The sequence below is a fragment of the Arthrobacter sp. Y3221048 genome (assembly GCF_059092685.1).
Genome location: NZ_JBNHHX010000002.1, coordinates 714817 through 740015 on the forward strand (window position 1 = coordinate 714817; position 25199 = coordinate 740015).

Genomic DNA, 25199 nt, shown 5'->3' on the forward strand with positions numbered 1-25199 from the left:
GTCAATCTTCTGAGAGAGAGCCCAAACGATCGACGCAAACAGGCAGGTCACTCGGAGTCTGGGCGCCTGCGGTTGCGCTTGGTCTCGGAGCGCAACCGTTTTCCTTCGAGCCGGCGATGCCGCGAGCCAGCCGTGGGGCGGGTTGCCCGCCGGACGACAGGAGGGATCACAGCGTCTCGAAGGAGAGCTACGAGGCGTTGCCGCGCCGCAGCCCTGTTTAGCCGCTGGGTTCGGTGCTCCGAGGCGCTGATGGTGAGCACCGTGCCCGAGATCCTCTCGGAGAGCCTGGCGATAGCGCGTTCGCGCTGGACCTCGCTGAGCGCCGTTGTCGTGCCCAGATCGAGACTGAGTTGCACACGTGAATCGGCGGTGTTGACGCTCTGGCCGCCGGGGCCGGAGGCTCGGGAGAACTGCTCGATCAGCTCTCCCGCCGGTACCCGGAGGCCGCGGGGCGCGCCGGGTCCCGGAGGCACATGCAGGTCGTCCACAGGATTATTGTGCCGCAACTCCGACGCGGCGCGGGGCCGGCAGGGGGCTTCTTTTTTGTCCTCTCGGCTCGCTAGCATGTCGCGCATGGCCATCAAACTGGAGAACGTCGGTATCGCCGTCCGCGACCTCGAAGCAGCCATCGCCTTTTTCACCGACCTCGGCCTGACGGTCCTCGGCCGCGACACGGTCAGCGGTGACTGGACCGACACCGCCGTCGGGCTTGATGGCAACCACGCCCACATCGCGATGCTCCAGACCCCGGACGGTCACGGTCGACTGGAGCTCTTCGAATACCTCCACCCCGAAGCGATCGAGTCGACGCCCACTCGCCCGAACGAGATCGGCATGCACCGCGTCGCTTTCTCAGTCGATGATTTGGACGAGGCCCTCGAAATAGCCGCGAAACACGGCTGTCGGCCGCTTCGCGGGGTGGCGACCTACGAGGACGCCTATAGGCTCACGTACGTCCGCGGTCCCAGCGGCATCATCGTGATGCTCGCCGAGGAACTGAAGAAGAACTGACCGGTGCCGAGTCGCGTTGCCTACACCGGCAAGCACCCAGCGTGAGGAGGCGGAACGATCATGGGAACCCTCGCCTATGTCGCGACCACGTCCATCGACGGCTACGTCGCCGATGCCGACGGCGATTTCCAGTGGACGGGCCCGAGCGACGCGGTGTTTGCCGTGCACCTCGAGCGCATGGCCGAGGTGTCCACCGAGGTGCTCGGGCGAAGAACCTATGCGTTGATGGGGTACTGGGACACCTATCCGGACGCCGAGGACCGTCCTGTGGCTGAGCGGGAGTTCGCCCGGCGCTGGCGCGGCATAGACAAGGTCGTGGTGTCGTCGACAATGACTGCCCAAGAGCTCACCTCGGACCGGGCACGCATCGTGCCGCGCCTGAGCTTGGTCGAGCTGCAGCGGGTCGTGGAGGGTGCGAAGGGTGTGGTCGGGATCTTCGGGCCCACGGTTGCGGCAGACGCGATGGTGCGGGCCTGGTTGACGACTTCCGGTTCTTCGTGGTGCCGAAGATGGTGGGCGGAGGCCTGCGCGCGCTGCCCGACGACGTGCACCTCGACCTGAGCCTTACCGAACACAGAATCTTCGACAACGGCATCGCGTACCTGCGATACGTGCCTCGACAACCCGCCAAGGCACCATAAGGATGGAGGGGTGCCTGTCATCGGATTCCATGCATCCCACGAACAGATCTCGCCCGCCCAACTGCTGCAGGACGTGAAACTGGCAGAGGAAGCGGGTTTCGACGCCGCCATGTGCTCGGACCACATCGAGCCGTGGTCCGCGCGCCAGGGACATTCCGGCTTCGCCTGGTCATGGCTCGGTGCGGCGCTGGCCACCACCGCGCTGCGCTTCGGCGTCGTCACCGCTCCCGGCCAGCGCTACCACCCGGCGATCATCGCGCACGCCTCGGCCACCCTGGCCGTCATGTTTCCGGGGCGGTTCTGGATGGCGCCGGGCAGCGGCGAGAACTCCAACGAGCACATCACGGGCGACGGCTGGCCCTCCAAGGACGTGCGCCAGCAACGGCTGGAGGAGTCCGTGGAGGTGATCCGCCGCCTGCACGACGGCGAGGAGGTCACCCACCGCGGGCTGGTCACCGTGGAGCACGCCCGGATTTGGGAGGTGCCGGAGCCCAAGCCTGAGCTGATCGCCCCCGCTATCAGCGTGGAGACCGCCCGCCGCGCCGCGCGCTGGGCGGACGGGCTGATCACGGTCAACCAGCCGCCGGAGCAGCTCAGGAAGGTCCTCGCCGGCTACCGGGACAATGGCGGCCGCGGGAAGACCGCGCTGCAGGTGCACCTGTCCTGGGCGCCGTCGGAGGAAGCCGCCGTCGAAATCGGTTTGGACCAGTGGCGCTCCAACACGTTCGCCCCGCACGTGGCCGCGGACCTGGCCACGGCCGGCCACTTCGACGCCGTGAGCGAGCACGTCGGCGAGGACCAACTGCGCACGGCGGTCAATGTGTCGGCCAGCACGGGCCGGCATGTGGAGTGGCTGCAGGAGTACCTGGATCTGGGCTTCGACGAGCTGTACCTGCACTTCGTGGGCCAGGAGCAGAGGCCCTTCATCGAGACGTTCGCCGGCGAGGTCCTGCCGAAGCTGCGCTGACGGACTGCCTGGACCGCCCGGACGGAAAGCGAGGAGAAGCCCGTGAGGATTACCGACACTTCCGACCTGTGGTGGAAGACAGCCGTTGTCTACTGCCTGGACGTGGAGACGTACTTCGATTCCGACGGCGACGGCGTGGGGGACTTCGCCGGCCTGGCCCAGCGCGTGGACTACCTGGCCGAACTGGGCGTCACCTGCATCTGGCTGATGCCCTTTTATCCGACGCCCGAGCGTGACGACGGCTACGACGTCATGGACTTCTACGGCGTGGACCGGCGGCTGGGGGACCATGGGGACCTGGTGGAGTTCCTCCGCACGGCCCGGGACCGCGGCATGCGGGTCATCGCGGACCTGGTGGTCAACCACACCTCCGACCAGCATCCATGGTTCCAGTCCGCGCGCCAGTCCACAGACAGTCCTTACCGGGACTACTACGTGTGGCGGTCCGACCCGCCGCCGGACACCTCCCAGGAGGTTGTGTTCCCGGACCAGGAGCAGTCCATCTGGACCAAGGACAAGCCCACGGGGGAGTGGTACCTGCACCGCTTCTACAAGCATCAGCCGGACCTGAACGTGACCAATCCCGAGGTCAGGAACCATATCGCCAAGGCGATGGGCTTCTGGCTGGAGCTGGGGCTTGACGGTTTTCGGGTGGACGCGGTGCCCTTCTTCCTTGAAACCACGGGGCAGGACGGGTCCGGGCTGCCGGATCCGCACGAGTTCCTGCGGGACCTTCGCCGTTTCCTGAGCCGCCGCCGCGGCGGCGGAATCCTGCTGGGCGAGGTCAACCTGCCCTACGAGGACCAGCTGACCTTCTTCGGCGGCAGCGACGGCGACGAACTGAACGTGATGTTCGACTTCATCGGCATGCAGAACATGTACCTCTCCCTAGCCCGGCAGGACGCGGGGCCGCTGGCGAAGGCCCTGCAGGGCAGGCCGGCCATTAACCCGGACAACCAGTGGGCTACCTTCGTGCGCAACCACGACGAGCTGACGCTGGACAAGCTCACCGAGGAGGAGCGCCAGGAGGTCTTCGCTGCCTTCGGGCCCGAGGAACAAATGCAGCTTTACGGCCGCGGACTCAAGCGCCGACTGCCTCCGATGATGGGCGGGGACCCGCGCCGGATCAGGATGGTGTATTCGCTCCTGTTTTCCCTGCCCGGAACCCCGGTGCTGTACTACGGCGAGGAGATCGGTATGGGGGAGAACCTGGACGCGGAAGGCCGCCTGGCCGTCCGCACCCCCATGCAGTGGACGAACGGTCCGAACGCGGGCTTCTCCGCCGCGGAGCCCGGACAGCTGATCTCGCCGATGGTGGACGGGGGCTTCGGCCCGCAGTTCGTCAACGCCGCCCAGGCCAAACGGGATCCGGATTCGCTGTGGAACTTCATGGCTACGCTAATCAAGCGATACCGCGAGTGCCCGGAACTGGGCTGGGGGCACTTCGAGATCCTCAACCAGCCGGAGAAGTCCGTGCTGGCCCATCGCTGCACCTGGGAGGAGTCCAGCATGGTCTTGCTGCATAACCTCTCGCCCGATCCAGTCACCGTCGCGCTGGACCTGGCCACGGAGGACTGGCCTGCGGAGATGCTCCAAGCCGTACTGCTGCTGGACCTGCTGGACGACGCGGACGTGAAAATCGCCGAGGACGGGACCTGTACCCTGCCCCTCGAGGGGTTCGGCTACAAGTGGCTGCGCCTGCAGCATCCCGAGGACCGGCGGCTTCCGTAGGCCGGCGTGAAGGACGACGGCGCGACGTCCTGACCGGGCACGGCACGGTTACGGCGTCCCGGCGGCTGGAGGCAGCCAAGGACGACGGCGCGGGAAGGCGTCGGCGACCCACTGCTTCAGGGTTCAAACACCATCCGTTGTGCTGCGCCCCCTGACCATCCTGCGACTGCAAGTAGACCTACCGCTGACGAAGGGCAGGCATTATTGTCGAGTCCCGGTATTGTCCGCAGGCGCTGAGGGGTGCCTACTGGTGGGAGGAGCCCGAACCAGCGGTATGGCTTGCCGGAGGTTGTGTTTACCCTCGAAATTGCGCCGGTAATAAGCAGCGGCAGGCGAGGCTCCAGCTATTCACCATTGGAGGTAGCATGTTCGCTCGAGTCAGCACTTACCGAGGCAGCCAGGACACTTCCAGCGGGCCCCCGGAGGAGCTCGTCAAACGGGTGCTGGAACTCCCGGGTTGCCGGGGCTTCTATTTCATGAACGGGAAGGGGAACGGCAAATCCTTATCCATCGCGCTGTACGACACGGAAGAAAACCTGGCTGCAAGTAAGGAAAAGGCGAAGAGTCTCCGCTCTGAGGCAAGCAACTCCCTGGCGTTGGAGATCCTCGAAGTCGAAGAGTACGAAGTCGCCGCCGCCGAACTCAACGGCTAAGCGCATGCATCCAGGCGGTCGGGTGATCAGGGTACGGCCCGGTGGCGCGGGCTGTTCGGGTTCATGAGTGAGTGCTTGCGGCTGTACAGCAGGTAGATGACCAGGCCGATGATCAGCCAGATCAGGAAGCGCACCCAGGTTTCCCAGTCCAGCTGCAGCATCAGGAACCCCGAGGCCAAGACACCGAAGGCGGGGACCACCGGCATCCACGGCAGCCGGAAGGTCCGCGGCACTTCCGGCCGGGTGCGCCGCAGCACGATCACGGCGACGCAGACCACCACGAAGGCGGCCAAAATTCCGATGTTGGTCAGGTCGGCCACGGCACGGATGGGGAACACCCCGGCCAGCAAAGCTGACGCGATGCCGGCGATCCACGTCACCCGCTGCGGAGTGCCGTGCCGGTCCGTCGCCGCGAACCAGCCCGGCAGCAGCCCGTCGCGGCTCATCGAGAACCACACCCGGGTCACGCCCAGCAGGAAGGTAAGCATCACGGTCAGGATCGAAACAACGGCGAAGGCGGCAATGATCGTGGCCACGACCGGCAGCCCGACCGACTCGAAGGCGGACGCGAACCCCGCGGTGGGGCTGATGTCCGTGTAGTTCTGCATGCCGGTCAGCACCAGCGTGGCCAGCACATAGAGCGTCATCGCGATCGCCAGCGACAGCAGGATCGCCTTCGGCATGTGCTTCTTGCCGTCTACGGATTCCTCCGCCGCCGTGCTCATCGCGTCATAGCCGAAGACCGCGAAGAATACCGTGGCGGCTCCGGCCAGCACCGGACCGAATCCGGAGGGCATGAACGGATTGTAGTTGCCCGGGTTCACGAAGAAGAAGCCCAGCCCGATGATGAAGATGATCAACAGGATCTTCAGCCCCACCGCTATCAGTTCGAACCGGCCGAAGGTGCGGGTCCCGCGGCTGAGGATCCAAGTGATCAGCAGGCAGACCACAATGGCCGGCAGGTTGACCACGCCGCCCTCGACCGTGTCGGCGGTGCCCTCCATCCACGCCGGGACCTGGACGCCGATGCCCTCCATAAAGGCGCTGAAATAGCCCGAGATGCCGATGGCGACGACGGCGACGATGGCCGTATATTCCAGCAACAGGTCCCAGCCGATAAACCAGCCGATGACCTCCCCCAGGGCCACATACCCATAGGTGTAGGCCGAGCCGGCAAACGGGATCATGCCCGCGAATTCCGCATACGACAGGGCTGCCGCCGCGCTGGCCAGGCCCGCAATGAGGAAGGAAATGAGCACCGCCGGGCCGACTGGAGCCGCGTCGGCGCCGCCGTTGGCCACCAGCCCGGCCAACGTGAAGATGCCGATGCCGATGATCCCGCCAACTCCGATTGCGGTCAGCTGCCACACGCCCAGGCTTTTGGACAGATGGCTTTCCCCGCTCTCCTCCTCCAGCTCCGTGATCGGCTTGCGCCGGAGGACGGATTGGGAACTGCTCCAAGTAGCCATGCCAGACTCCGATCTTCGCCTGCACCTGCGACCGGAGCCTGCGCCAGGGGGCGGCTCCGCCCTGCCGATGCCCCGTACGTGTCCGAGTATGGACCGCGCGCTGCCCGCAGGGAATATCCAGCCGGTCCCGACGCGCAAAATCCGGCACACACCGGTGGCGTCCGCAACCCGTCCCCGGCTCTCAGGCGATGTCGGCGGAGCTCGCCGCTGGATGCCCCGGATTGGTCTGTGGCGAGGTAGCTTCAAGACATGGACAAGCCGAAGACCGTGGATGAGTATCTTGCGGCGTTCCCTGAAGACGCCCGCACGCTGCTGGAAGAGTTGCGGGCGCTAGGCCGCGGGCAGGTTCCGGAAGCCGTAGAGTCCCTAAAGTGGGGTTCGCCGGCGTACTCTCTCGACGGCACCATCATGTTTGTTTTCGCCGGGTACAGCCAGCACGCGAACATCGTTTTCACTCCCAGCACCCGCGCGGCGTTCGCCGACGATTTGGCCGACTACCGGACCGGCAAGGGGTCGGTACAGCTGCCCTACACGCAGCCTGTTCCCGCGGAGCTGCTGGGGAGGATGATTGCCCACCGCATCCGGGAGTTCCGGGAAGACGGTGTCCTGTGGATGTAGGGACGGGGGTGACCGCCGTCCTCCACCGCCTCATCGGGTGCCCGCCATCCTCCGGCGTCGTTTTCCCCTGTTGTCCGTGAATTCGATGGGCTAGGGTGGGCCCATGTCGCGGTTCAGCTTCCTGGAGTGGCCGGTTGTCCGGCAGTTCCGCACGAGTGATTCACTCGGGCGGGGCGAGGCCGTGACATCGCGGCGGACCCGTGAAATCGCTCCCCGGACGTCCACCGCCGACCGCGTGGTGCAAAGCGTGTGTCCCTACTGCGCGGTGGGGTGCGGCCAGCGTGTGTTCGTCAAGGACGAAAAGGTCGTCCAGATCGAGGGCGACCCGGATTCGCCGATCTCCCGGGGCCGGCTCTGCCCCAAGGGATCCGCCAGCGAGCAGTTGGTCAACGCGCCCGGCCGGCAGACCAAGGTGCTCTATCGGGCTCCACATGCCAAGGACTGGCAGCACCTGGACCTGGACACTGCCATCGACATGGTGGCCGACAGATTCCTCGAAGCACGCCGGAACACCTGGCAGCAGAACGATGAGCACGGCCGGCCGCTGCGCCGGACCATGGGGATCGCCGGGCTGGGCGGGGCCACCCTGGACAACGAAGAGAACTATCTGATCAAGAAGCTCTTCACCGCAGCGGGCGCCATCCAGCTCGAGAACCAAGCACGCATTTGACACTCCGCAACGGTTCCCAGTTTGGGAACCTCGTTTGGACGCGGCGGCGCGACGCAATCGCTGCAGGACATGGCCAACGCCGACTGCATTGTCATCCAGGGCTCCAACATGGCCGAATGCCATCCCGTGGGCTACCAGTGGGTGACGGAAGCCAAGGCCCGCGGTGCGAAGGTCATCCACGTGGATCCGCGGTTTACCCGCACGAGCGCGGTGGCAGACAGGCACGTGCCCATCCGGGCCGGCTCGGACATCGTGCTTCTGGGCGCCCTGATCAATTACGTGATCAGCAACGATTTGTGGTTCGAAGACTACGTTCGTGCCTATACCAATGCGGCCACCCTGGTGAACAAAGACTTCCGTGACACCGAGGACCTGGACGGGCTGTTCTCCGGATTCGATCCGGAAACGGGCCAGTACGACCTCGCGTCCTGGGCCTACGAACGGAAGTCGGAAGCAGGAGAATCCGGCGGCTACGAACACGGCGCCGACACCGCGGAACGGGCAGCAGGGCACCAGTACGGCAGCGGAGGGCCGACCCTGGCCCACCCTGATTTCGAGCAGGACCCCACGCTTGAGCACCCGCGGTCGGTGTTCCAGATCCTGAAACGGCACTATGCGCGCTACACCCCGGAGATGGTCCGGGATGCCTGCGGCATCTCCCTGGAGGATTTTGACTACCTGGCGCGGGCCGTGACGGAGAACTCCGGCCGCGACCGGACCACGTGCTTTGCGTATTCCGTCGGCTGGACCCAGCACACCGTGGGCGCGCAGTACATCCGGACCGCGGCGATCCTGCAGCTCCTGCTGGGCAACATGGGGCGGCCGGGCGGGGGAATCATGGCGCTGCGCGGCCATGCCAGCATCCAAGGCTCCACCGACATCCCCACCCTGTTCAACCTGTTGCCCGGCTACCTCCCCATGCCGATGGCCGAGCTGGAGACTATGCAGGACTATCTCGGCGCCATCGCGTCGCCGGACCAAAAGGGCTATTGGGCCGACGCCGATGCCTACACCATCAGCCTGCTCAAGGCCTGGTGGGGCGACGCGGCCCACGAGGACTCGGACTGGGGCTACGGCTACCTTCCGCGCATCAACGGCCCGCACGGGACCTACCAGACCGTCATGGGCATGCTCGACGACAAAGTCGAGGGCTACTTCCTCTTCGGCCAGAACCCCGCAATCGGATCCGCCAACGGCCGCATGCAACGTCTTGGCATGTCCCATCTGAAATGGCTGGTGGTTCGCGACCTGAACCTCATTGAATCGGCGACGTGGTGGAAGGACGGTCCCGAGATCGCCACGGGCGAGCTGCGGACCGAAGACATCGGCACCGAAGTCTTCTTTCTGCCGGCGGCGACCCATGTGGAAAAGGCCGGAACCTTCACGCAGACCCAGCGGCTGCTGCAATGGCGGCACCAGGCGATCCAGCCGCCGGGAGACTGCCAGAGCGAACTGCACTTCTTCTACGAGCTGGGCAAGCGCATCCGGACAAAGCTGGCGGATTCGACCGATGAACGGGACCGGCCGCTGCTGGACTTGACGTGGGACTATCCCACCGACGAACACGGGGACCCCGAAGCTGAAGCGGTGCTCGCCGAAATCAACGGCCGGCATCTCACCGGACCCCGGGCCGGCCAGCCCCTCTCGTCGTACACGGAGATGAGACCCGATGGCTCGACCGCGGGGGGATGCTGGATCTATACGGGTGTGTACGCCGACGGCATCAACCACGCGGCCGACCGCAAGCCCGGGCAGGAGCAAGGGCCGGTCGCCTCCGAGTGGGGATGGGCATGGCCGGCGAACCGGCGGATTCTCTACAACCGCGCATCGGCGGACCCCGACGGCAAGCCCTGGAGCGAACGCAAGAAGTACATCTGGTGGGACCGGGACCAGAACCGGTGGACCGGGGAGGACGTCCCCGATTTCCCGCTGGACCGCGCCCCCGGAAGCAGGCCGGATCCAACGGCGGGCGGTGCAGCCGGGCTGGCGGGAGACGACCCCTTCATCATGCAAGCCGACGGCAAGGGGTGGCTGTTCGCGCCGAAGGGCATGGTGGACGGGCCTCTGCCGACCCACTACGAGCCGCAGGAGTCTCCGGTTGCCAACCCGCTCTACCGGCAGCAGCAGAACCCTGCCCGGATCACCTTCCCCCGCGCAGACAATCTCAGTGCGCCGAGCGCCAACGTGCGGGGTTCGGATATCTACCCGTACGTGTTCACCACGTATCGGTTGACGGAGCACCACACGGCCGGCGGGATGAGCCGGTGGCTGCCGTACCTCGCTGAGCTCCAGCCGGAGATGTTCTGCGAAGTGTCGCCGGAATTGGCGGCCGAACGGGGACTGGAACCCTACGGTTGGGCGACGATCGTCTCACCACGGGCAGCCATCGAGGCCAAGGTCCTCGTGACCGAACGGATGAAGCCGCTGGTCGTGGGCGGGCGCACCGTGCACCAGATCGGGGTGCCCTACCACTGGGGCGTCGGACAGGAGGCAGTCATCAGCGGGGACGCAGCCAACGATCTGCTGGGCGTGACACTCGACCCTAATGTGCAGATCCAGGAATCCAAGGTCGGATCCTGCGACATCTTCCCGGGCCGGCGGCCACAGGGTCCGGAGTTGCTTTCCCTGGTCGCCGACTACCAGGCCCGCGCTCGGGTGACGCCCGGGACCGGCAATGACAAGATCACCGACCCCGACCATGTCTCGGGTGACGACACGACGAGGGAAGGCTAAATGAAACGGCTGACCGAAGCGCCCGGCCAGGTTCCGCACAGCGGACACCCGCGAAAGGGCTTCTTCACGGACACCTCGATCTGCATCGGCTGCAAGGCCTGCGAGGTGGCCTGCAAGGAATGGAACCGCAATCCCGCCGACCCACAATACGAGCTGCTGCAATCCTCCTACGACAACACCGGCACGCTGGGAGCCGACACGTGGCGCCATGTCGCCTTCGTCGAGCAGGACCGCGGCCGGATCGAACAGGCACGCGACTCCGGGCGCGCCCTCGTCAGCCTCGGCATGCCCGGTATCGGACCGCCGGGAAGCCCGCATGCAGCAGCGAATCCTTCGGGTGTGGATACGACGCCCCCCGATACGCCCGACTTTCGCTGGCTGATGTCCTCGGATGTGTGCAAGCACTGCACCAACGCCGGGTGCCTGGATGTGTGCCCCACCGGCGCGCTGTTCCGCACAGAGCACGGCACGGTGGTGGTGCAGGACGACGTCTGCAACGGCTGCGGCACCTGCGTGGCGGGGTGCCCGTTCGGCGTGATCGAACGGCGCAGCGACGGCACCGCAGGCCCGAAGACAGAGCGTGACTTCACCCCGGGCCAACAGGCCCCGACCCGCAACGTCGGCGTCGCCCAGAAATGTACGCTGTGCTATGACCGGCTCACCGACGGCCAGACGCCCGCCTGCGCCCAGGCCTGCCCGACGACGTCGATCAAGTACGGCGAGCGCGAGGAATTGGTGGCCACCGCGAAGCAACGTGTTGCCGAGCTGCACTCGCAGGGGCTGACCGAGGCACGCCTCTACGGGGCCAACGATTCCGACGGCGTCGGCGGCACCGGTTCGGTGTTCCTGTTGCTTGACGAACCGGAGGTGTACGGACTGCCGCCGGACCCGCGGGTGCCGACGGCGGACCTGCCGCGCATGTTCAAGCGGGCGGGCATCGCCGCGGCCGGCATGCTGGCGGCGGCCGCCGCCGCCTTCCTGACGGGAGGCCGCGGGTGACCGTCTCCGACTTCGACAGCTACCGCCCGCCCGAACCGCCGCGCCGGAACCGGCGCGGCAGCAAGCGGCGCCGCGCCGGAACCGGAGACGGCTCGGGCGAGATGCCCGTGGTTCCGGAGGCAGAGTTCGCCTCCTACTACGGCAGGCCCGTGGTCAAGCCGCCGCCTTGGGGAGACCCGATAGCCCTCTACCTCTTCCTGGGCGGCGTGGCCGGCGGCTCGGCGCTGCTCGGACTCGGCGGGCAGCTGACGGGCAGGCGTGCGCTGTGCCGCAACAGCCGCCTGGCCGCCCTCACGGCAGTCGGGCTCGGTGCCGTTGCGCTGGTCGAAGACCTGGGCCGGCCCGAGCGGTTCCTGAACATGCTGCGCACCATCAAGCCCACCTCGCCCATGAGCCTGGGCTCCTGGATCCTTGCCGCGTTCAGCGCTGGTGCCGGGATTTCGGCCGCTTCCGAAATCGACCGCCTGACCGGCTCCCGGCTTCCGCTGGGGCCGCTGCGCCCGGTGCTGCGCGCGCTCGAGGGGCCGGCGGGCGTAGAGGCCGCGGTGTTCGCGGCACCGCTCTCCGCATACACCGCTGTTCTCTTGTCGGACACCGCGAACCCGACCTGGAATGCGGGGCGTGACAACCTGCCTTTCGTCTTCGTCAGTTCCGCGAGCCTGGCCGCGGCCGGTCTTGCCATGATCACAACCCCCGTCGACGAAGCCGGGCCGGCCCGGGCGCTCGCGGTCCTCGGCGTGGCCGGTGATGTGATCGCCACCCGGGCCCTGGAGAACGGCATGGACCCGGTGGAAGCCGAACCCCTCCACGAGGGTGCTCCCGGGCAAATGCTCAAGTGGAGCCAGCTGCTGGCCGTCACCGCCGGTGTCGGGGTGCTCGCCGGTGGCCGACACCGGCTGACGGCGGCGGCCTGCGGCACGGCGCTGCTGACCGCCTCGGCGCTGACGCGGTTCGGAATCCTGCGCGCCGGCATCCGCTCGACCGAGGACCCCCGCTACACGATCGAACCGCAGAGAAAGCGGCTCGCGGCCCGGCGCCGCGCGGGCACCGTCCACGATTCGATCACGACCGCCGGATAAGCCGGCCGGCTGGTTAGCGCACCTCGATCCCGGACCGCGCGACGGTCTGCCCCACGACGGGGTGCCCGGGCAGTTCCCCGACGACGAGCAATCCGCCGGAAGTCTGCGCGTCGGCCAGCACCAAAAGATCGTCCTCGGTGACGCCGGCACCCGGCCGCAGGTGCGGGCGAACCCATTCAAGGTTGCGCCGGGTGCCGCCGGAGATGTAGCCATCCCGCAGCGCCTCCCGTGCGCCGGCGATGAGGGGCACGGCCTTCCGATCGATGACTGCACCCACGCCGGACGCGCGGCACATCTTGTAGAGGTGGCCGAGGAGGCCGAACCCGGTGACGTCCGTCGCCGCGCGGACGCCGCCGCGCACCGCCGCGTCCGCGGCCTCCCGATTCAGCTGCGTCATCACGGCGATGGCCTCGTCGAAAACCTCACCGGTCCTCTTGTGCCGGTTGTTGAGCAGACCGAGGCCGATCGGCTTGGTCAACGTAATGGGCAGCCCGGGCCGGGCCGCGTCATTGCGCATCAGCTTGCCGGGATCGGCGATGCCGGTCACCGCCATCCCGTACTTCGGTTCCGGGTCGTCCACCGAGTGACCGCCCGTCACCGGACAGCCCGCCTCGGAAGCCACTTCCAGCCCACCCCGCAGCACCTCGGTCAGCAGTTCCAGCGGCAGGACGTCGCGGGGCCAGCCGACCAGGTTGATCGCGCTGACCGGACGCCCGCCCATGGCATAGATGTCCGAGAGGGCGTTCGCCGCCGCGATCCGGCCCCAGTCATACGCGTCGTCGACCACGGGAGGGAAGAAGTCCGCCGTCGAGAGCACCGCGAGGTCCCCGCCGACCCGCACGGCTGATGCGTCGTCGCCGTCGTCGAGGCCCACCAGGACGTCGGGGTTGGCTTGGCCGGTCAGGCCGCGAACAACGTCCTCGAGCTCACCGGGCGGGATCTTGCATGCACACCCTCCGCCGTGCGCGTAGCCGGTGAGCCGGACTGCTGCGGCGGATTCTTCAGCTACGCCGGTGATCCCGTTCATGATCACAGCATAGGAGCGGCGGGCCGGTGTTACCATGCTCGTGGAGGCGTCCGGGTCCTGGTGGGCCCCCCGGTCTTCAAAACCGGTGAGGCCGAGTACCTCGGCCTGGCGGGTTCGATTCCCGTCCGCTTCCGCCAGCTGCTGCAGCTGAAGGTGACCCGGGGAAGGAGGGCCGTGGGCCAGAACGACCCGCGCCGACGCATTCCGCGCACCGACCAGCTGCTCGCCCACCCGGAGCTTCGCAACGCCCGCGTCCGCCTCGGCGACGATGTCATCCGCTCCACCGTTCGGGACGTGCAGGAACAGGCGCGTCGTGGCGACCTTGCTCCCGAAAACGTCGAGGCGACGGTTCTGTCCGCCGTGGCAGCCCGGGCGGCCACCTCGCTGACGCCGGTGCTTAACGCCACCGGCGTCATCGTCCATACGAATCTGGGACGCGCTCCGCTCTCCGGGTCCGCACGCCAGGCGTTGCTGTCGGCGGCCGGTTATGTCGACGTCGAGCTGGATTTACCCACCGGTGGGCGTTCCCGGCGCGGGGCGGGCGCGCGGAAGGCTTTGCTGGACGCCTGTCCGGCGGCCGAGGAAGCGCTGGTGGTAAACAACGGTGCCGCGGCCCTGGTGCTGGCCACCACCGCCCTTGCCGGGTCCCGGGAAGTGGTCATCAGCCGCGGCGAGCTCGTCGAGATCGGGGCCGGTTTCAGGCTTCCCGAGCTGATCGAGTCGACCGGTGCCCGCCTGCGCGAAGTGGGCACCACCAATCGGACGCACCTGGAGGACTACGCCTCGGCGATCAGTGCGCAGACCGGCTGCCTGCTCAAGGTGCACCCGAGCAATTTCCGGGTCAGCGGGTTTACCGCGGACGTCGGCATCGGCCAGCTCCGGTCCCTGGCCGAAGAACACCAGGTCCCGTTGGTAGTAGATCTGGGCAGCGGCCTGCTCCAGCCAGACCCGGTGCTGCCCCAGGAACCGGACATTTCCGGTGCGCTGGCTGCCGGTGCCGACGTCGTCATCGCCAGCGGTGACAAACTTTTGGGCGGCCCCCAGGCAGGACTGCTCTTGGGCCGAGCCGCCGTCATCACCCGCCTGGCCCGCCATCCGCTCGCGCGGGCGATGCGGGCAGACAAACTGACGCTGGCGGCGGTGGAAGCGACGATCACCGGAGAACAGACGCCGGTGGCAGCCGCCCTGCATGCCGATCCCGCCCGGTTGAGGCAGCGCACGGAGCGCTTGGCGGCCAGCGCCGGCGGTCGTGTGGTCGAGCACGACGGAAGGGTCGGTGGCGGGGGAGCGCCCGGGGTGCCGCTGCCCGGATGGGCCGTCGAGCTGCCCGAACCGGCCGCCGGATGGCTGCGGTCGGGCGACCCCGTTGTGTTGCCGCGGGTTCACCGCGGTGCCTGCCTGGTCGATCTTCGGTGCGTGCCCGAGGCCGACGACGAACGGCTGGCTGACGCCGTGCGTTCGGCTCTTGTACACGTCGAAAACCAGCAGAGAACCACAGGCTCCTGACATGTTCGTGGTGGCCACCGCAGGACACGTCGACCACGGGAAGAGCACCCTCGTGCGCGCCCTCACCGGAATGGAGCCCGACCGTTGGGCCGAAGAACGCCGCCGCGGCTTGACCATCGACCTGGGTTTTGCCTGGACCGTGCTTCCGTCGGGCAGGGACGTAGCATTCGTGGACGTGCCCGGACACGAGCGGTTCCTTTCAAACATGCTGGCTGGACTCGGTCCCGTCCCCGCGGTGTGTTTCGTCGTCGCCGTGGACGAAGGCTGGCAGGCCCAATCCAGCGACCATCGCGACGCCGTCGCGGCGTTGGGCATCAACCACGGGCTGGTGGTGCTGACCCGCAGCGACCGTGCCCCCGGCCGGGCCGGCGAGGTCCTCGCGCGGGTGCGGGCGGAGCTGGCCGGCACCGGGCTGCATGACGCGCCGGCAGTCACCGTGTCCGCGGTTACCGGAACCGGCCTCGACGAGCTGCGCAAGGTACTGGATACGACGCTGTCGTCAGTTCCCGCTCCGGACCCCTCGGGCCGGGTGCGCTTGTGGATCGACCGTTCCTTCACCGTCAGCGGTGCGGGAACCGTGGTGACCGGAACGCTGACAGCCGGATCGCTGGCCGTCGGCGACCGCTTGCAGCTCCTGGGCCACGGCAGCGTCCGGCCGGTGTCGGTGCGGGGCCTGCACAGCCGCAACGAAGCCTTTCCTTCCATCGGTCCTAGCAACCGGGTCGGCGTCAATGTGCGCGGCCTGGCCGTCGGCGACATCCGTCGCGGTGACGTCCTCTTGTCCGAGGACAGCTGGCCCCTCGTGGACAGCATCGACGTCCGCCGCACGATGGGTGCGGCCTTCCTCGACGGGCCGCGGCGCCTGCTCGCCCACATCGGCACTGCGGCCGTGCCGTGCCGGATGCGTCCGTTCAACGAGGAGCACGCTCGACTCACCCTCGAGCGGCAGCTCCCGCTGGTGATCGGGGATCGCCTGGTGCTTCGGGCCGAAGGCAGCCGGTCGGTGCTGGCGGGAGTCCAAGTCCTCGACGTCGACCCGCCCTCGCTCGACCGCCGGGGGGACAGTGCCAGGCGCGCCGAGAGTCTCGCGGCCATGCCTCCCGAGGGCGACGCGCTCATCGAGGTGGTCCGCCGGGGGGCTGTCCGGGTTGAAGACTTGCACCGGATGGGTGTTTCGGCGCCCGGCAGGGTCCCCGACGACGTGCGGGCGTTTGATGAGTGGTGGGTGCATGCCCCCGTCTTCGACGCCTGGCAGCGGCGGCTTCGGGCCGCTGCGCTGGAGCTGGGGGAGCGGGACCCGCTGGCGGCCGGCCTGTCCCGCGGAGCGGCCCTCGACCTGCTCGGACCGGCAGGGGGCGCGGTCCTCGACGCGGCCGTCCGGGAGGCGGGGCTGGAACAGATCGGCGGCTACATCCGCCTGCGGGGCCGGCCCGGCGATCTCGGTGCCGCGGAAGCCGGGGTCAGCACGCTGGAGCACCGCCTCAGGTCCGAACCGTTCGCCGCCCCGGAAGCCCACGATCTGAGGGCTCTCGGTCTCGGGAACCGTGAACTGGCCGCCGCCGAGCGCAGCGGGCGCCTGCTCCGGTTTGCCGGCGGGGTTGTGTTGCTTCCGCACGCACCCGCCCTGGCGATGCGGGAATTGGCCCGCCTGCCCCAGCCCTTCACGGCCAGTGAGGCGCGCCGGGCCCTGGGCACGACCAGGCGTGTGGCCATCCCGCTGCTCGAACACCTCGACGCACGGGGCTGGACCCGTCGGCTCGACTCCGGCCAACGGACCCTCGTGCAGCGAGCCCAGGCAACAGGCGGAGGCAGCCACGGGGACGACGGCGGACACAAATCAGTTAGCGACCGATAACTGAAGCTTGTCTCAGGCAACCGTTCTCACACGGCGCCTTACCCCTCCAACAGGCCTAGAACGCCGTGATTCCGGGCATCCGGCGGTTTGCGTCCGGGTCGGGCCGGAGTTTTCGCCCGGTGGCGGCCCGTGGCTTTAAGGTTGCATCTCGGTAACAACCGGATATGAAGCGAAGTTTTTATACCCAACCCGGGGGGTTCCGGTTTACGCTCTATTGCGTGTGAGACATGCCACGTTCGGCGGGAAGCTCGTTGAACTTCAGGCGACGCGGTCTATGTCCGTCCCCTGCAGCACTGCAGGGGGCCTTCCAAAGACAGAAACAAGGAGGCGGAATGCGTTTCGGACGTACTTCCAAAGCTATCGGGGTCGCGGCTGTAGCAGCCCTGGCCCTGAGCGCCTGCGCGAATTCGGGTGGCGGAAATTCCCCCGAAGGCACAGGCGATTCCACCGCGGCTGGAGCCGGTGGTTCCATCAGCGTCGCTGAAGTGAACGCCTTCAGCTCCTTCAACTCGGACACGGCCGTCGGCAACGTCGATATCAACTCGAAGATCTCGTACCTGACCCACGCGGACTTCAACTACATCGACAACGAACTCAACGTGGTCAAGAACGAAGAATTCGGCACCTACGAGAAGGTCAGCGAAGACCCGCTGACCATCAAGTACACGGTCAACGAGGGCGTCGCCTGGTCGGACGGCAACCCGGTCGACGCCGGCGACCTGCTGCTGGCCTGGGCCGTCTACTCCGGCCATTTCGACGATGCCACCTACAACGACGAGGGTGAAGTCGACAAGGGCACCGCCTACTTCTCCTACGCCGGCGACACCTCCGGCCTGGGCCTGACCGACAAGCCCGAAATCAGCGACGACGGCCGCTCCATCACGCTGAAGTACTCCAAGCCGTTCGCCGACTGGGAGATCTCCTACGGGGTCCTGGACAGCCCGGCCCACGTGGTGGCCGAGAAGGCCGGATTGGCGGACGAGCAGGCGCTGGTCGACCTGATCACCGAGAGCCCCAAGGGTAACCCGGACAAGCCGGCCGAGAACGAAGAATTGAAGGCCGTCGCCGATTTCTGGAATACCGGTTTCGACAGCAAGACCCTTCCTTCGGATGCCAGCCTCTACCTCTCCACCGGCCCGTTCATCGTGGACAGCATCACTCCTGATCAGTCCATGACCCTGGTCCGCAACGAGGCCTACGAATTCGGTCCGATGCCGAACGTGGAGGAGATCACCATCCGCTACATCGGCGCCGCTCCGGACCAGGTCCAGGCGCTGAAGAACGGCGAAGTGGACATTATCGCCCCGCAGGCCTCCGCGGACACCGTGGAACTGCTCGAAGGCCTGGAAGGCGTGACCGTCAACCGCGGCGAGCAGCTCTCCTACGACCACATCGACCTGAACTTCTCGGGCGTCTTCGAGGAAGCCAACGTCCGCGAAGCGTTCATGAAGGCCGTGCCGCGCAAGGCCATCGTTGACCGCCTGATGGCCCCGCTGGATCCGGAGGCCAAGCCGCTGGATTCGCAGTTCTTCGTGCCGGCGCAGGCCGCCTACGAGGACTCCGCCGCCAACAACGGCTCCGAGAACTACCAGGAAGCCGACATCGAGGGTGCCAAGGAGCTGCTGGCCGGCGCCACCCCCGAGGTTCGGATCATGTACAACAAGGACAACCCCAACCGTGTGGACGCCTTCACGCTGATCGAGGAATCCGCATCCAAGGCCGGCTTCAAGATCGTCGACGGCGGCCTGGGCGGCTCGGACTGGGGCTCCGCCCTGGGCGGCGGCACCTACGATGCCACCATCTTCGGCTGGATCTCTCCGGGCGTGGGCGTCAGCGGCGTGCCGCAGATCTTCCGCTCCGGTGCCGACTCCAACTACAACGGTTTCTCGAGCAAGGAAGCCGACGCCCTGATGGACGAGCTGATCGTCACCACGGAACCGGCGAAGCAGGACGAGCTCATCAAGCAGATCGACAAGATCGTCTGGGATTCGTTCTACGGCCTGCCGCTGTTCCAGCCGGTCGGCATCGATGCCTACAACAGCGACCGGATCGACGGTGTGAAGTACATGCCGAACCAGACCGGCGTCTGGTGGAACTTCTGGGAGTGGAAGGTTAAGTAACCGCCCCGCCTGTTCCTCGGCAGATAGCATGCAAGGCGTCGGGACCTTGAGCACCACGGTCCCGGCGCCTTGCGGCATTTACCACCGACTTTTCCCGCATAAGTGATTGGGATTTCCCAAATTCCGCTCGTGTGTAACCTGCATTACACTCACTGTGAAAATGCCGGATCCACAAGATCCGCAAACACATACCAACGAGGTTAAAACGCTATGGTGACCTACATTGTGCGGCGGTTATTCACCGCCGTGCTCATTCTCTTAGGTGCCTCCTTCCTGGTCTATCAGCTGACAGCGCTGTCGGGTGATCCCCTGCATGACCTCCGGGAGAGTAATGCCGCGAACAAGGAACAGCTCATGCAGCAGCGCATTGCGCTGCTTGACCTGGGGACGCCGGCGCCCATCCGGTACTTCGGCTGGCTGGCCGGCGCCGCCAAGTGCGTCGTCCCGTTCGTGGCGCAGTGCGACCTGGGCTACGCCGTCAACGGCCAGCCGGTCACCGTCGAACTGGGCCGGGCCATGGGCATGACCATTTTGCTGGTCACCGCGGCAACGGTCCTCGCCATCATCATTGGTGTTTCCCTGGGCATTGTTTCGGCACTGCGGCAATACAGCGCCCTGGATTACGGCATCACCTTCATGGCGTTCCTATTCTTTTCACTTCCCGTTTTCTGGGTAGCCGTCCTGCTGAAAGAATTCGGTGCCATCGGATTCAATAACTTCCTGAAGAACCCCGACATACCGCTGCAATCCATCCTCATCATCGGATTGATCAGCGCGGTCGTATGGTTCGTCTGCGCCAACGGCAGCTACAAACGGAAACTGGGCGCCGCCGGAATCGGTTTCCTGCTGGCTGCCGCAGTGTTCTGGGGTTTGTCAGTCACCCAGTGGTTCAAGACCCCCGGGCTCGGCCTGGTGGTTATTGCCATCAGCGGCGTCGGCATCGCCTTCGGCATCACCCTGCTGGCCGCGGGCCTGAAGAACCGCAAGGCCCTCTACTCGGCGCTGATCACCGTGGGCATCGGCGTCATCATCTACTTCCCGATCCAGCCGCTGCTGGCCCAGGCCACCGGGCTGATGATATTCCTGCTGGCCCTTGCCACCGTCCTGGTCGGACTCGCGGTCGGGTGGTTGATGGGCGGTTACGACCGCCGCCAGAGCATGAACGCCGCGGCGATAACCTCCTTCCTCGTCGGATGCCTCATCGCGCTCGACCGCTACATGCAGGCATGGCCTACCTACTTCACCAACGGGCGCGTCAACCAGCGGCCCATCGCCACCATCGGCTCGGAAACGCCGAACCTCAAGGGCGACTACTGGGTCCACGGCCTCGACACGTTCACCCACCTGCTGCTGCCCACCATCGCGCTGCTGCTGATTTCGCTGGCGTCCTACAGCCGCTACTCGCGGTCCTCGATGCTGGAGATCATGAACATGGACTACATCCGCACCGCCCGGGCCAAGGGCCTGGGCGAGCGCACCGTGGTCATGCGCCACGCGTTCCGAAACGCACTGATCCCGATCGCCACGATCGTCGCCTTCGATATCGGCGGGCTGATCGGCGGCGCAGTGATTACCGAGCAGGTGTTCGCGTTCGCCGGCATGGGCCAGCTGTTCATCCAGGCGCTGCAAAGGGTCGACCCGAACCCGGTGATGGGTGTCTTCCTCATCACGGGCATCCTGGCACTGGCCTTCAACCTTGTCGCGGACCTTGTCTACTCCGCGCTTGATCCGCGAGTGAGGGTAAAGGCATGAGCACCACAGCAACGAAACCCGTCGCAGCCACCAACGAGAATAAGGCCGGCCTCAGCCAGGGCCAGATCGTCCGCAGGCGCTTCATTGGCAATACGGCCGCCGTCATCAGCCTGGTGGTCTTCGGCCTGATCCTGCTGGTCGCCTATTCGTCCAGCGGGATGTTCGGCATGCCGGGCTGGTGGAAGTACACCCACAACGGGGTCAACGACATGGTGAACGGGGGAGCGCCCACCCTGCAGGTGTTCCCGTTCAGCCTGGGCGAACATCCGTTCGGCCAGGACCGCCTGGGACGCGACACGTTCGCCCAGACCATGCGCGGCGTGCAGATCTCCGTGGCGGTGATGTTCATCATCGGCCTCGTGGGCGGCGTCATCGGCGTGGTGGTCGGCGCGCTGTCCGGCTACTTCCGCGGCTGGGTCGAAGCCGTGCTGATGCGGCTGACCGACGTTGTCATCGTGATCCCGCTGATCATCATCGCCGCCGTGCTCGGCCAGGTCGCCGGGCGAGCCGTCGGGGCGAACGTGCAGCCATACTTCCTGGGCCTCTTCGTGGGCGCCGTGGTGTGGACCGGCCTGGCACGCCTGGTGCGCGCCGAGTTCCTGTCCCTGCGCGAGCGGGAATTCGTCGATGCCGCGCGGATCGCCGGCGCGTCCAGCGCACGCATCATCTTCAAGCACATCCTGCCGAACGCTGTGGGCGTCATCATCGTCTCCGTGACCCTGAGCATGTCGGCGGCGATCCTGCTGGAGACCAGCCTGTCCTACATCGGCATGGGCGTGAAGGCGCCGGACGTCTCGTTGGGCTCGCTGATCAGCCAAAACCAGGAAGCGTTCCAGACCCGTCCGTGGCTGTTCTGGTGGCCGGGCATGTTCATCGTGGCCATCTGCCTGTGCATCAACTTCATCGGCGACGGACTGCGCGACGCGTTCGACCCGCGGCAGAAGAAGTTCAATGCCAAGCGGGCGAAGGCAGCGGCGGTTTCCGCGCACCCCGAGACCGGAACCACCGCGACGACGGGTGTCTAGGATGCGCACCCGTCGCCTTCCCGACCACATGGGGCCCGGCTCAGCGGGCCAGCGTCACGACGCTGAGCACCGCGAGCACCGTCCCGACGGCGAGCACCGCCCAATTCGGTGTCCGTCCCACCGGGACGTTGTCGGCATCTCCGATGCTGATGCGGCCCGCGGCCAGAAGCTCCGCCCAGCGTTTGCGGACGTAGTACGCCGCTGCTCCGGAATCGGTGTTCGCGAGATCGCCCGGCCGGATCGACTGCGCCGGCCCGTAAGTGGTTTCCGGAAGCCCTTGGACGTGATCGGCGCGTGCACGGTGGACGCCGAACATGCCGGGAGCCGGCGCGGCCCACGAGGTGTACTTCCCGCGCGGAGTGACCAGGGTCAGCGCATATTTGGTGTCGACCGTCGCCAGTGCTGCCCAGGGCACGGAGGCAGTGCGCACCGGGTTGCGCAGCACCACGCCGTCGTCGCCAATCACGACGGCGGGATACCAGGCCAGCCACCAGGTCAGATAAGCGATGGCCAGCAGCGGCCAGGAGTCGAGCAGGCTGCCCGGGCCGTGCGTGAGCACCGAGGACGCCAGGCTGACCGCCACGATCGCCCAGACGATACCCGTGAACCAGGTCGCGGAGCGCGGACGGAAGACCGTGGAGCCGGCGGCAGCAGACGTTGTCATGCACCCATAGTTTCAGGACTGGGTCTCAGTTCTCCACTAGCATCAACCAACTGCGACAGGTTGGAAGGGAAAGACCAGCTATGACTGAAATCATTGATCCGACGCTGCCGGCAGGAAATCTGGAGACAGCCGGCGGCGCAGCACCCGTCCTGGAGGTCACCAACCTCAGCGTGGACTTCGGCGTGGACAAGGAGTGGGTGCCCGCCGCCATCAACCTCAGCTACGACGTTAAGGCAGGCGAAGTCCTGGCCATCGTGGGCGAATCCGGTTCCGGCAAGAGCGCCAGCTCCATGGCGCTGCTGGGCCTGCTGCCGTCCAACAGCCGTGTCACGGGGAGCGTCAAGCTCAACGGGCGCGAAATCCTGGGCCTCAGCAGCGCCAAGCTCCGGCAAGTGCGCGGCAATGACGTCGCCGTCATTTTCCAGGAGCCCATGACGGCGATGAACCCCGTGTACACGATCGGGTTCCAGATCGTGGAAACGCTGCGGCTGCACAACGCCATCTCGCCCGATGAGGCCCGGCAGCGGGCGCTGCGGCTGTTGGAGCTGGTCGAGCTGCCCGACCCGGAGAAAGCTTTCCGGTCTTATCCGCACCAGCTTTCCGGTGGGCAGCGTCAGCGCGCCATGATCGCCCAGTCGCTCTCCTGCGACCCCAAACTGCTGATCGCCGATGAGCCCACCACCGCCCTGGACGTCACCGTGCAGGCGGAAATCCTGGACCTGATGCGCAACCTGCGCAACAAGCTGGACAGCGCCATTGTGCTGATCACCCATGACATGGGCGTGGTGGCCGACCTGGCCGACAAGATCGCCGTAATGCGCCGCGGCCGCATCGTGGAGACCGGCACCGCGATGGAAATCTTCAACAATCCCCGGCACGAATACACGCAGGCCTTGTTGGCCGCCGTGCCCCACCTGGGCGGGCGTCCCGAGGACGGAACGGAAGTCGACCTCACGGCGGCGCTGGCCGCCGCGACCGGTGTCTCGTTGAGCATTGACGAGACCGAATTGCAGCGTCGCGAACGGGAAAACGCCGAAGCCCTGGCGCAGGCACGCCATGAGTCGACCAAGGGCGAACCCGTGCTTCAGCTGACCAATGTGGCCATCGAATATCCCAAACAGGGGCGGGTGCCTGCCTTCCGCGCCGTGGAGGGGGCCAACCTGTCCATCTATCCCGGACAGGTGGTCGGGTTGGTCGGGGAATCCGGATCGGGCAAGACGACGATCGGCCGCGCCGCCGTCGGACTGTTGCCCGTCGCGGAGGGCTCCCTGCACGTGGTGGGCCACGAGATCGCCGGCGCCCGGCCCAAGCAGCTGCACGCGCTGCGCCGCCACGTGGGCATGGTGTTCCAGGACCCGTCGTCCTCGCTGAATCCCCGGCTGCCGATCGGTGAGAGCATCGGCGAACCGATGTACCTCGCCGGCGTCGCCAAGGGCGCCACCCTGCAGCGGAAGATCGAGGCGCTGCTGGACCAGGTAGAGCTGCCGCGCGCGTACCGCAACCGCTACCCGCACGAACTCTCCGGTGGCCAGAAGCAGCGCGTGGGCATTGCCCGGGCGCTCTCGCTGGAACCGAAGCTGATGGTGGCGGATGAGCCCACCTCCGCACTGGACGTGTCGGTCCAGGCCACGGTGCTGGACCTGTTCCAGAACCTGCAGCAGGAACTGGGATTCGCCTGCCTGTTTGTCACTCACGACCTGGCTGTCATCGACGTGCTCGCCGACCGGATTTGCGTCATGCGCCACGGCCGGATCGTTGAGCAGGGCACCCGTGACGAGATCCTGCGCAACCCGCAGGAACTGTACACCCAGCGGCTGCTGGCGGCCGTACCGTTGCCCGATCCGGAGAAGCAGCGCGAGCGCCGCGAACTCCGCGCCCAGTTGCTCGCCGCCGGCGACTGACGGACACCTGCAATTCCGCCATTCATAGTGCCGAGCCCCCGCCCATGATGAAATAGCGGCGGGGGCTCAGCCGCCCCTGGCCGGCGCGGTGCCATGACGGCGCGGCCGGCCATCGCGCAATCCAGGAGTGTTAGTGGTACGCAGCATGAACATCGAGGCGATCGAAAAGGGCATTGGCGTCAGCTGGTCCGAGGTGGAGGAGTTCTTGGCCGGAATCGGCGCCAAGGAACTCACCCACAAGGACATCGCCGCTGCCTTGCACGAGTCGGGGCTCGCGGACGGTTGGTGGGCGCAAACGGCCACCGTCGCCTACGAACAGCAGATCGGCCGGCGCCAGCCGGGCCAGGACTGCGACGGGGAGTTCCAAACCTCGGTGAGCAAGACCGTCACCGGAAGCATGGACGAGGCGCGAAACAAGTGGGTTGCCGTGGTCGGCGGCGCGGAGGAATTCTCGGGCATCGCGGTCACCCGCGGACCCGAGTTAAGCGACACCGCCAAGTGGCGGTACTGGCGCTGCGGCTTGGCCGACGGCTCCCGGGTCAGCGTGCATATCTACGAAAAGCCGTCAGGCAAGTCCTCGATAGGCCTGCAGCATGAACGGCTCGAGTCGACCGAGCAGCTTGACCACTGGCGTGCCTACTGGAAAGCCAAGCTCGCCGAGCTCTCCTGAGGGGCCCGCGACCGGCCGTCACCGACGCCGGTGTTGAGTAAGTGGCCGTGTCCCGGCCCGCCGGGCCGCAAAACCCTCGGCGGTGGCCCGCTTTAGCATCCCTTTTCG

Annotated in this window: 20 protein-coding genes and 1 tRNA gene; 17 read left to right on the top strand and 4 right to left on the bottom strand. The window is 66.7% G+C overall.

Translation table 11 applies throughout. The annotated features are described in order from the left end of the window. Window positions 1-47 precede the first annotated feature (47 nt). Window positions 48-488, bottom strand: a complete 441-nt coding sequence (gene arfB, locus AC5RVS_RS08080) for an alternative ribosome rescue aminoacyl-tRNA hydrolase ArfB (RefSeq protein ID WP_493989038.1) — start codon at window positions 486-488, stop codon at window positions 48-50. Window positions 489-573: 85 nt separating this feature from the next. On the opposite strand from arfB, the gene AC5RVS_RS08085 reads away from it, so the two are divergent. From AC5RVS_RS08085 to AC5RVS_RS08105, 5 genes are all read left to right on the top strand, one after another. After that, window positions 574-1011 carry a VOC family protein gene (locus AC5RVS_RS08085; RefSeq protein WP_494107743.1) on the top strand — a complete coding sequence of 146 codons (438 nt, stop codon included), beginning with the start codon at window positions 574-576 and terminating at the stop codon, window positions 1009-1011. A 60-nt stretch (window positions 1012-1071) separates the two neighbouring features. Continuing rightward, a complete protein-coding gene (locus AC5RVS_RS08090) occupies window positions 1072-1572 on the top strand; it encodes a dihydrofolate reductase family protein (RefSeq protein ID WP_494107744.1) in 501 nt (166 codons plus the stop codon). A 90-nt stretch (window positions 1573-1662) separates the two neighbouring features. Continuing rightward, window positions 1663-2619, top strand: coding sequence for a TIGR03885 family FMN-dependent LLM class oxidoreductase (locus AC5RVS_RS08095; RefSeq protein WP_494107745.1), 957 nt, complete (start codon window positions 1663-1665; stop codon window positions 2617-2619). 42 nt (window positions 2620-2661) lie between these two features. After that, complete coding sequence (locus AC5RVS_RS08100) at window positions 2662-4350, top strand: alpha-amylase family protein (RefSeq protein ID WP_494107746.1); 1689 nt, start codon at window positions 2662-2664, stop codon at window positions 4348-4350. 365 nt (window positions 4351-4715) lie between these two features. Continuing rightward, window positions 4716-5003, top strand: coding sequence for a hypothetical protein (locus tag AC5RVS_RS08105; RefSeq protein ID WP_494107747.1), 288 nt, complete (start codon window positions 4716-4718; stop codon window positions 5001-5003). A gap of 26 nt (window positions 5004-5029) precedes the next feature. Here the strand turns inward: AC5RVS_RS08105 and AC5RVS_RS08110 are convergent, their stop codons facing one another. Then, window positions 5030-6472, bottom strand: coding sequence for an amino acid permease (locus AC5RVS_RS08110; RefSeq protein WP_493989044.1), 1443 nt, complete (start codon window positions 6470-6472; stop codon window positions 5030-5032). Between the two features lie 249 nt (window positions 6473-6721). On the opposite strand from AC5RVS_RS08110, the gene AC5RVS_RS08115 reads away from it, so the two are divergent. The 4 genes from AC5RVS_RS08115 to nrfD all read left to right on the top strand — a co-directional run bounded on the left by AC5RVS_RS08115 (window position 6722) and on the right by nrfD (window position 12571). After that, window positions 6722-7090, top strand: a complete 369-nt coding sequence (locus AC5RVS_RS08115) for an iron chaperone (RefSeq protein WP_494107748.1) — start codon at window positions 6722-6724, stop codon at window positions 7088-7090. A 103-nt stretch (window positions 7091-7193) separates the two neighbouring features. After that, entirely contained in the window at window positions 7194-10493 is a 3300-nt protein-coding gene (gene fdh / locus AC5RVS_RS08120; RefSeq protein WP_494107749.1) for a formate dehydrogenase, read from the top strand. Continuing rightward, window positions 10494-11492 (top strand): 4Fe-4S dicluster domain-containing protein, encoded by a 999-nt coding sequence (locus AC5RVS_RS08125; protein ID WP_494107750.1) that lies wholly within the window; start codon window positions 10494-10496, stop codon window positions 11490-11492. After that, window positions 11489-12571, top strand: coding sequence for an NrfD/PsrC family molybdoenzyme membrane anchor subunit (nrfD, locus tag AC5RVS_RS08130; protein ID WP_494107751.1), 1083 nt, complete (start codon window positions 11489-11491; stop codon window positions 12569-12571). The genes AC5RVS_RS08125 and nrfD overlap by 4 nt, the downstream gene beginning before the upstream one ends. A 13-nt stretch (window positions 12572-12584) precedes the next feature. On the opposite strand, the gene selD is transcribed toward nrfD, so the two are convergent. After that, a complete protein-coding gene (gene selD, locus AC5RVS_RS08135) occupies window positions 12585-13598 on the bottom strand; it encodes a selenide, water dikinase SelD (protein ID WP_494107752.1) in 1014 nt (337 codons plus the stop codon). 42 nt (window positions 13599-13640) lie between these two features. Here selD and AC5RVS_RS08140 point away from each other — a divergent pair. The 6 genes from AC5RVS_RS08140 to AC5RVS_RS08165 all read left to right on the top strand — a co-directional run bounded on the left by AC5RVS_RS08140 (window position 13641) and on the right by AC5RVS_RS08165 (window position 21856). After that, a tRNA-Sec gene (locus AC5RVS_RS08140) sits at window positions 13641-13735 on the top strand. 37 nt (window positions 13736-13772) lie between these two features. After that, entirely contained in the window at window positions 13773-15104 is a 1332-nt protein-coding gene (selA, locus tag AC5RVS_RS08145) for an L-seryl-tRNA(Sec) selenium transferase (protein WP_494107753.1), read from the top strand. Window position 15105: 1 nt separating this feature from the next. Further along, window positions 15106-16959 carry a selenocysteine-specific translation elongation factor gene (gene selB / locus AC5RVS_RS08150; protein ID WP_494107754.1) on the top strand — a complete coding sequence of 618 codons (1854 nt, stop codon included), beginning with the start codon at window positions 15106-15108 and terminating at the stop codon, window positions 16957-16959. A 332-nt stretch (window positions 16960-17291) separates the two neighbouring features. Continuing rightward, a complete protein-coding gene (locus AC5RVS_RS08155; protein WP_493989052.1) occupies window positions 17292-19079 on the top strand; it encodes an ABC transporter family substrate-binding protein in 1788 nt (595 codons plus the stop codon). Window positions 19080-19289: 210 nt separating this feature from the next. Next, window positions 19290-20831, top strand: coding sequence for an ABC transporter permease (locus tag AC5RVS_RS08160; RefSeq protein ID WP_493989053.1), 1542 nt, complete (start codon window positions 19290-19292; stop codon window positions 20829-20831). Continuing rightward, window positions 20828-21856 carry an ABC transporter permease gene (locus AC5RVS_RS08165; protein WP_493989054.1) on the top strand — a complete coding sequence of 343 codons (1029 nt, stop codon included), beginning with the start codon at window positions 20828-20830 and terminating at the stop codon, window positions 21854-21856. Before AC5RVS_RS08160 ends, AC5RVS_RS08165 begins: the two co-directional genes overlap by 4 nt. A gap of 40 nt (window positions 21857-21896) precedes the next feature. On the opposite strand, the gene AC5RVS_RS08170 is transcribed toward AC5RVS_RS08165, so the two are convergent. Then, window positions 21897-22520, bottom strand: coding sequence for a PH domain-containing protein (locus AC5RVS_RS08170; RefSeq protein WP_493989055.1), 624 nt, complete (start codon window positions 22518-22520; stop codon window positions 21897-21899). An 80-nt stretch (window positions 22521-22600) separates the two neighbouring features. Between AC5RVS_RS08170 and AC5RVS_RS08175 the strand changes: the two genes are divergently transcribed. Beyond that, entirely contained in the window at window positions 22601-24421 is a 1821-nt protein-coding gene (locus tag AC5RVS_RS08175) for an ABC transporter ATP-binding protein (RefSeq protein ID WP_494107755.1), read from the top strand. Window positions 24422-24554: 133 nt separating this feature from the next. After that, complete coding sequence (locus AC5RVS_RS08180) at window positions 24555-25091, top strand: hypothetical protein (protein ID WP_493989057.1); 537 nt, start codon at window positions 24555-24557, stop codon at window positions 25089-25091. Window positions 25092-25199 lie beyond the last annotated feature (108 nt).

What these genes read in the sequence shown, in the direction of transcription:
- AC5RVS_RS08085 (WP_494107743.1), top strand. Translation starts at nt 574, where the DNA reads ATGGCCATCAAACTGGAGAACGTCGGTATCGCCGTCCGCGACCTCGAA.
- AC5RVS_RS08090 (WP_494107744.1), top strand. Translation starts at nt 1,072, where the DNA reads ATGGGAACCCTCGCCTATGTCGCGACCACGTCCATCGACGGCTACGTC.
- AC5RVS_RS08105 (WP_494107747.1), top strand. Translation starts at nt 4,716, where the DNA reads ATGTTCGCTCGAGTCAGCACTTACCGAGGCAGCCAGGACACTTCCAGC.
- AC5RVS_RS08110 (WP_493989044.1), bottom strand. Translation starts at nt 6,472, where the DNA reads ATGGCTACTTGGAGCAGTTCCCAATCCGTCCTCCGGCGCAAGCCGATC.
- AC5RVS_RS08115 (WP_494107748.1), top strand. Translation starts at nt 6,722, where the DNA reads ATGGACAAGCCGAAGACCGTGGATGAGTATCTTGCGGCGTTCCCTGAA.
- AC5RVS_RS08125 (WP_494107750.1), top strand. Translation starts at nt 10,494, where the DNA reads ATGAAACGGCTGACCGAAGCGCCCGGCCAGGTTCCGCACAGCGGACAC.
- selD (WP_494107752.1), bottom strand. Translation starts at nt 13,598, where the DNA reads ATGAACGGGATCACCGGCGTAGCTGAAGAATCCGCCGCAGCAGTCCGG.
- selB (WP_494107754.1), top strand. Translation starts at nt 15,106, where the DNA reads ATGTTCGTGGTGGCCACCGCAGGACACGTCGACCACGGGAAGAGCACC.
- AC5RVS_RS08155 (WP_493989052.1), top strand. Translation starts at nt 17,292, where the DNA reads ATGCGTTTCGGACGTACTTCCAAAGCTATCGGGGTCGCGGCTGTAGCA.
- AC5RVS_RS08160 (WP_493989053.1), top strand. Translation starts at nt 19,290, where the DNA reads ATGGTGACCTACATTGTGCGGCGGTTATTCACCGCCGTGCTCATTCTC.
- AC5RVS_RS08165 (WP_493989054.1), top strand. Translation starts at nt 20,828, where the DNA reads ATGAGCACCACAGCAACGAAACCCGTCGCAGCCACCAACGAGAATAAG.
- AC5RVS_RS08170 (WP_493989055.1), bottom strand. Translation starts at nt 22,520, where the DNA reads ATGACAACGTCTGCTGCCGCCGGCTCCACGGTCTTCCGTCCGCGCTCC.
- AC5RVS_RS08175 (WP_494107755.1), top strand. Translation starts at nt 22,601, where the DNA reads ATGACTGAAATCATTGATCCGACGCTGCCGGCAGGAAATCTGGAGACA.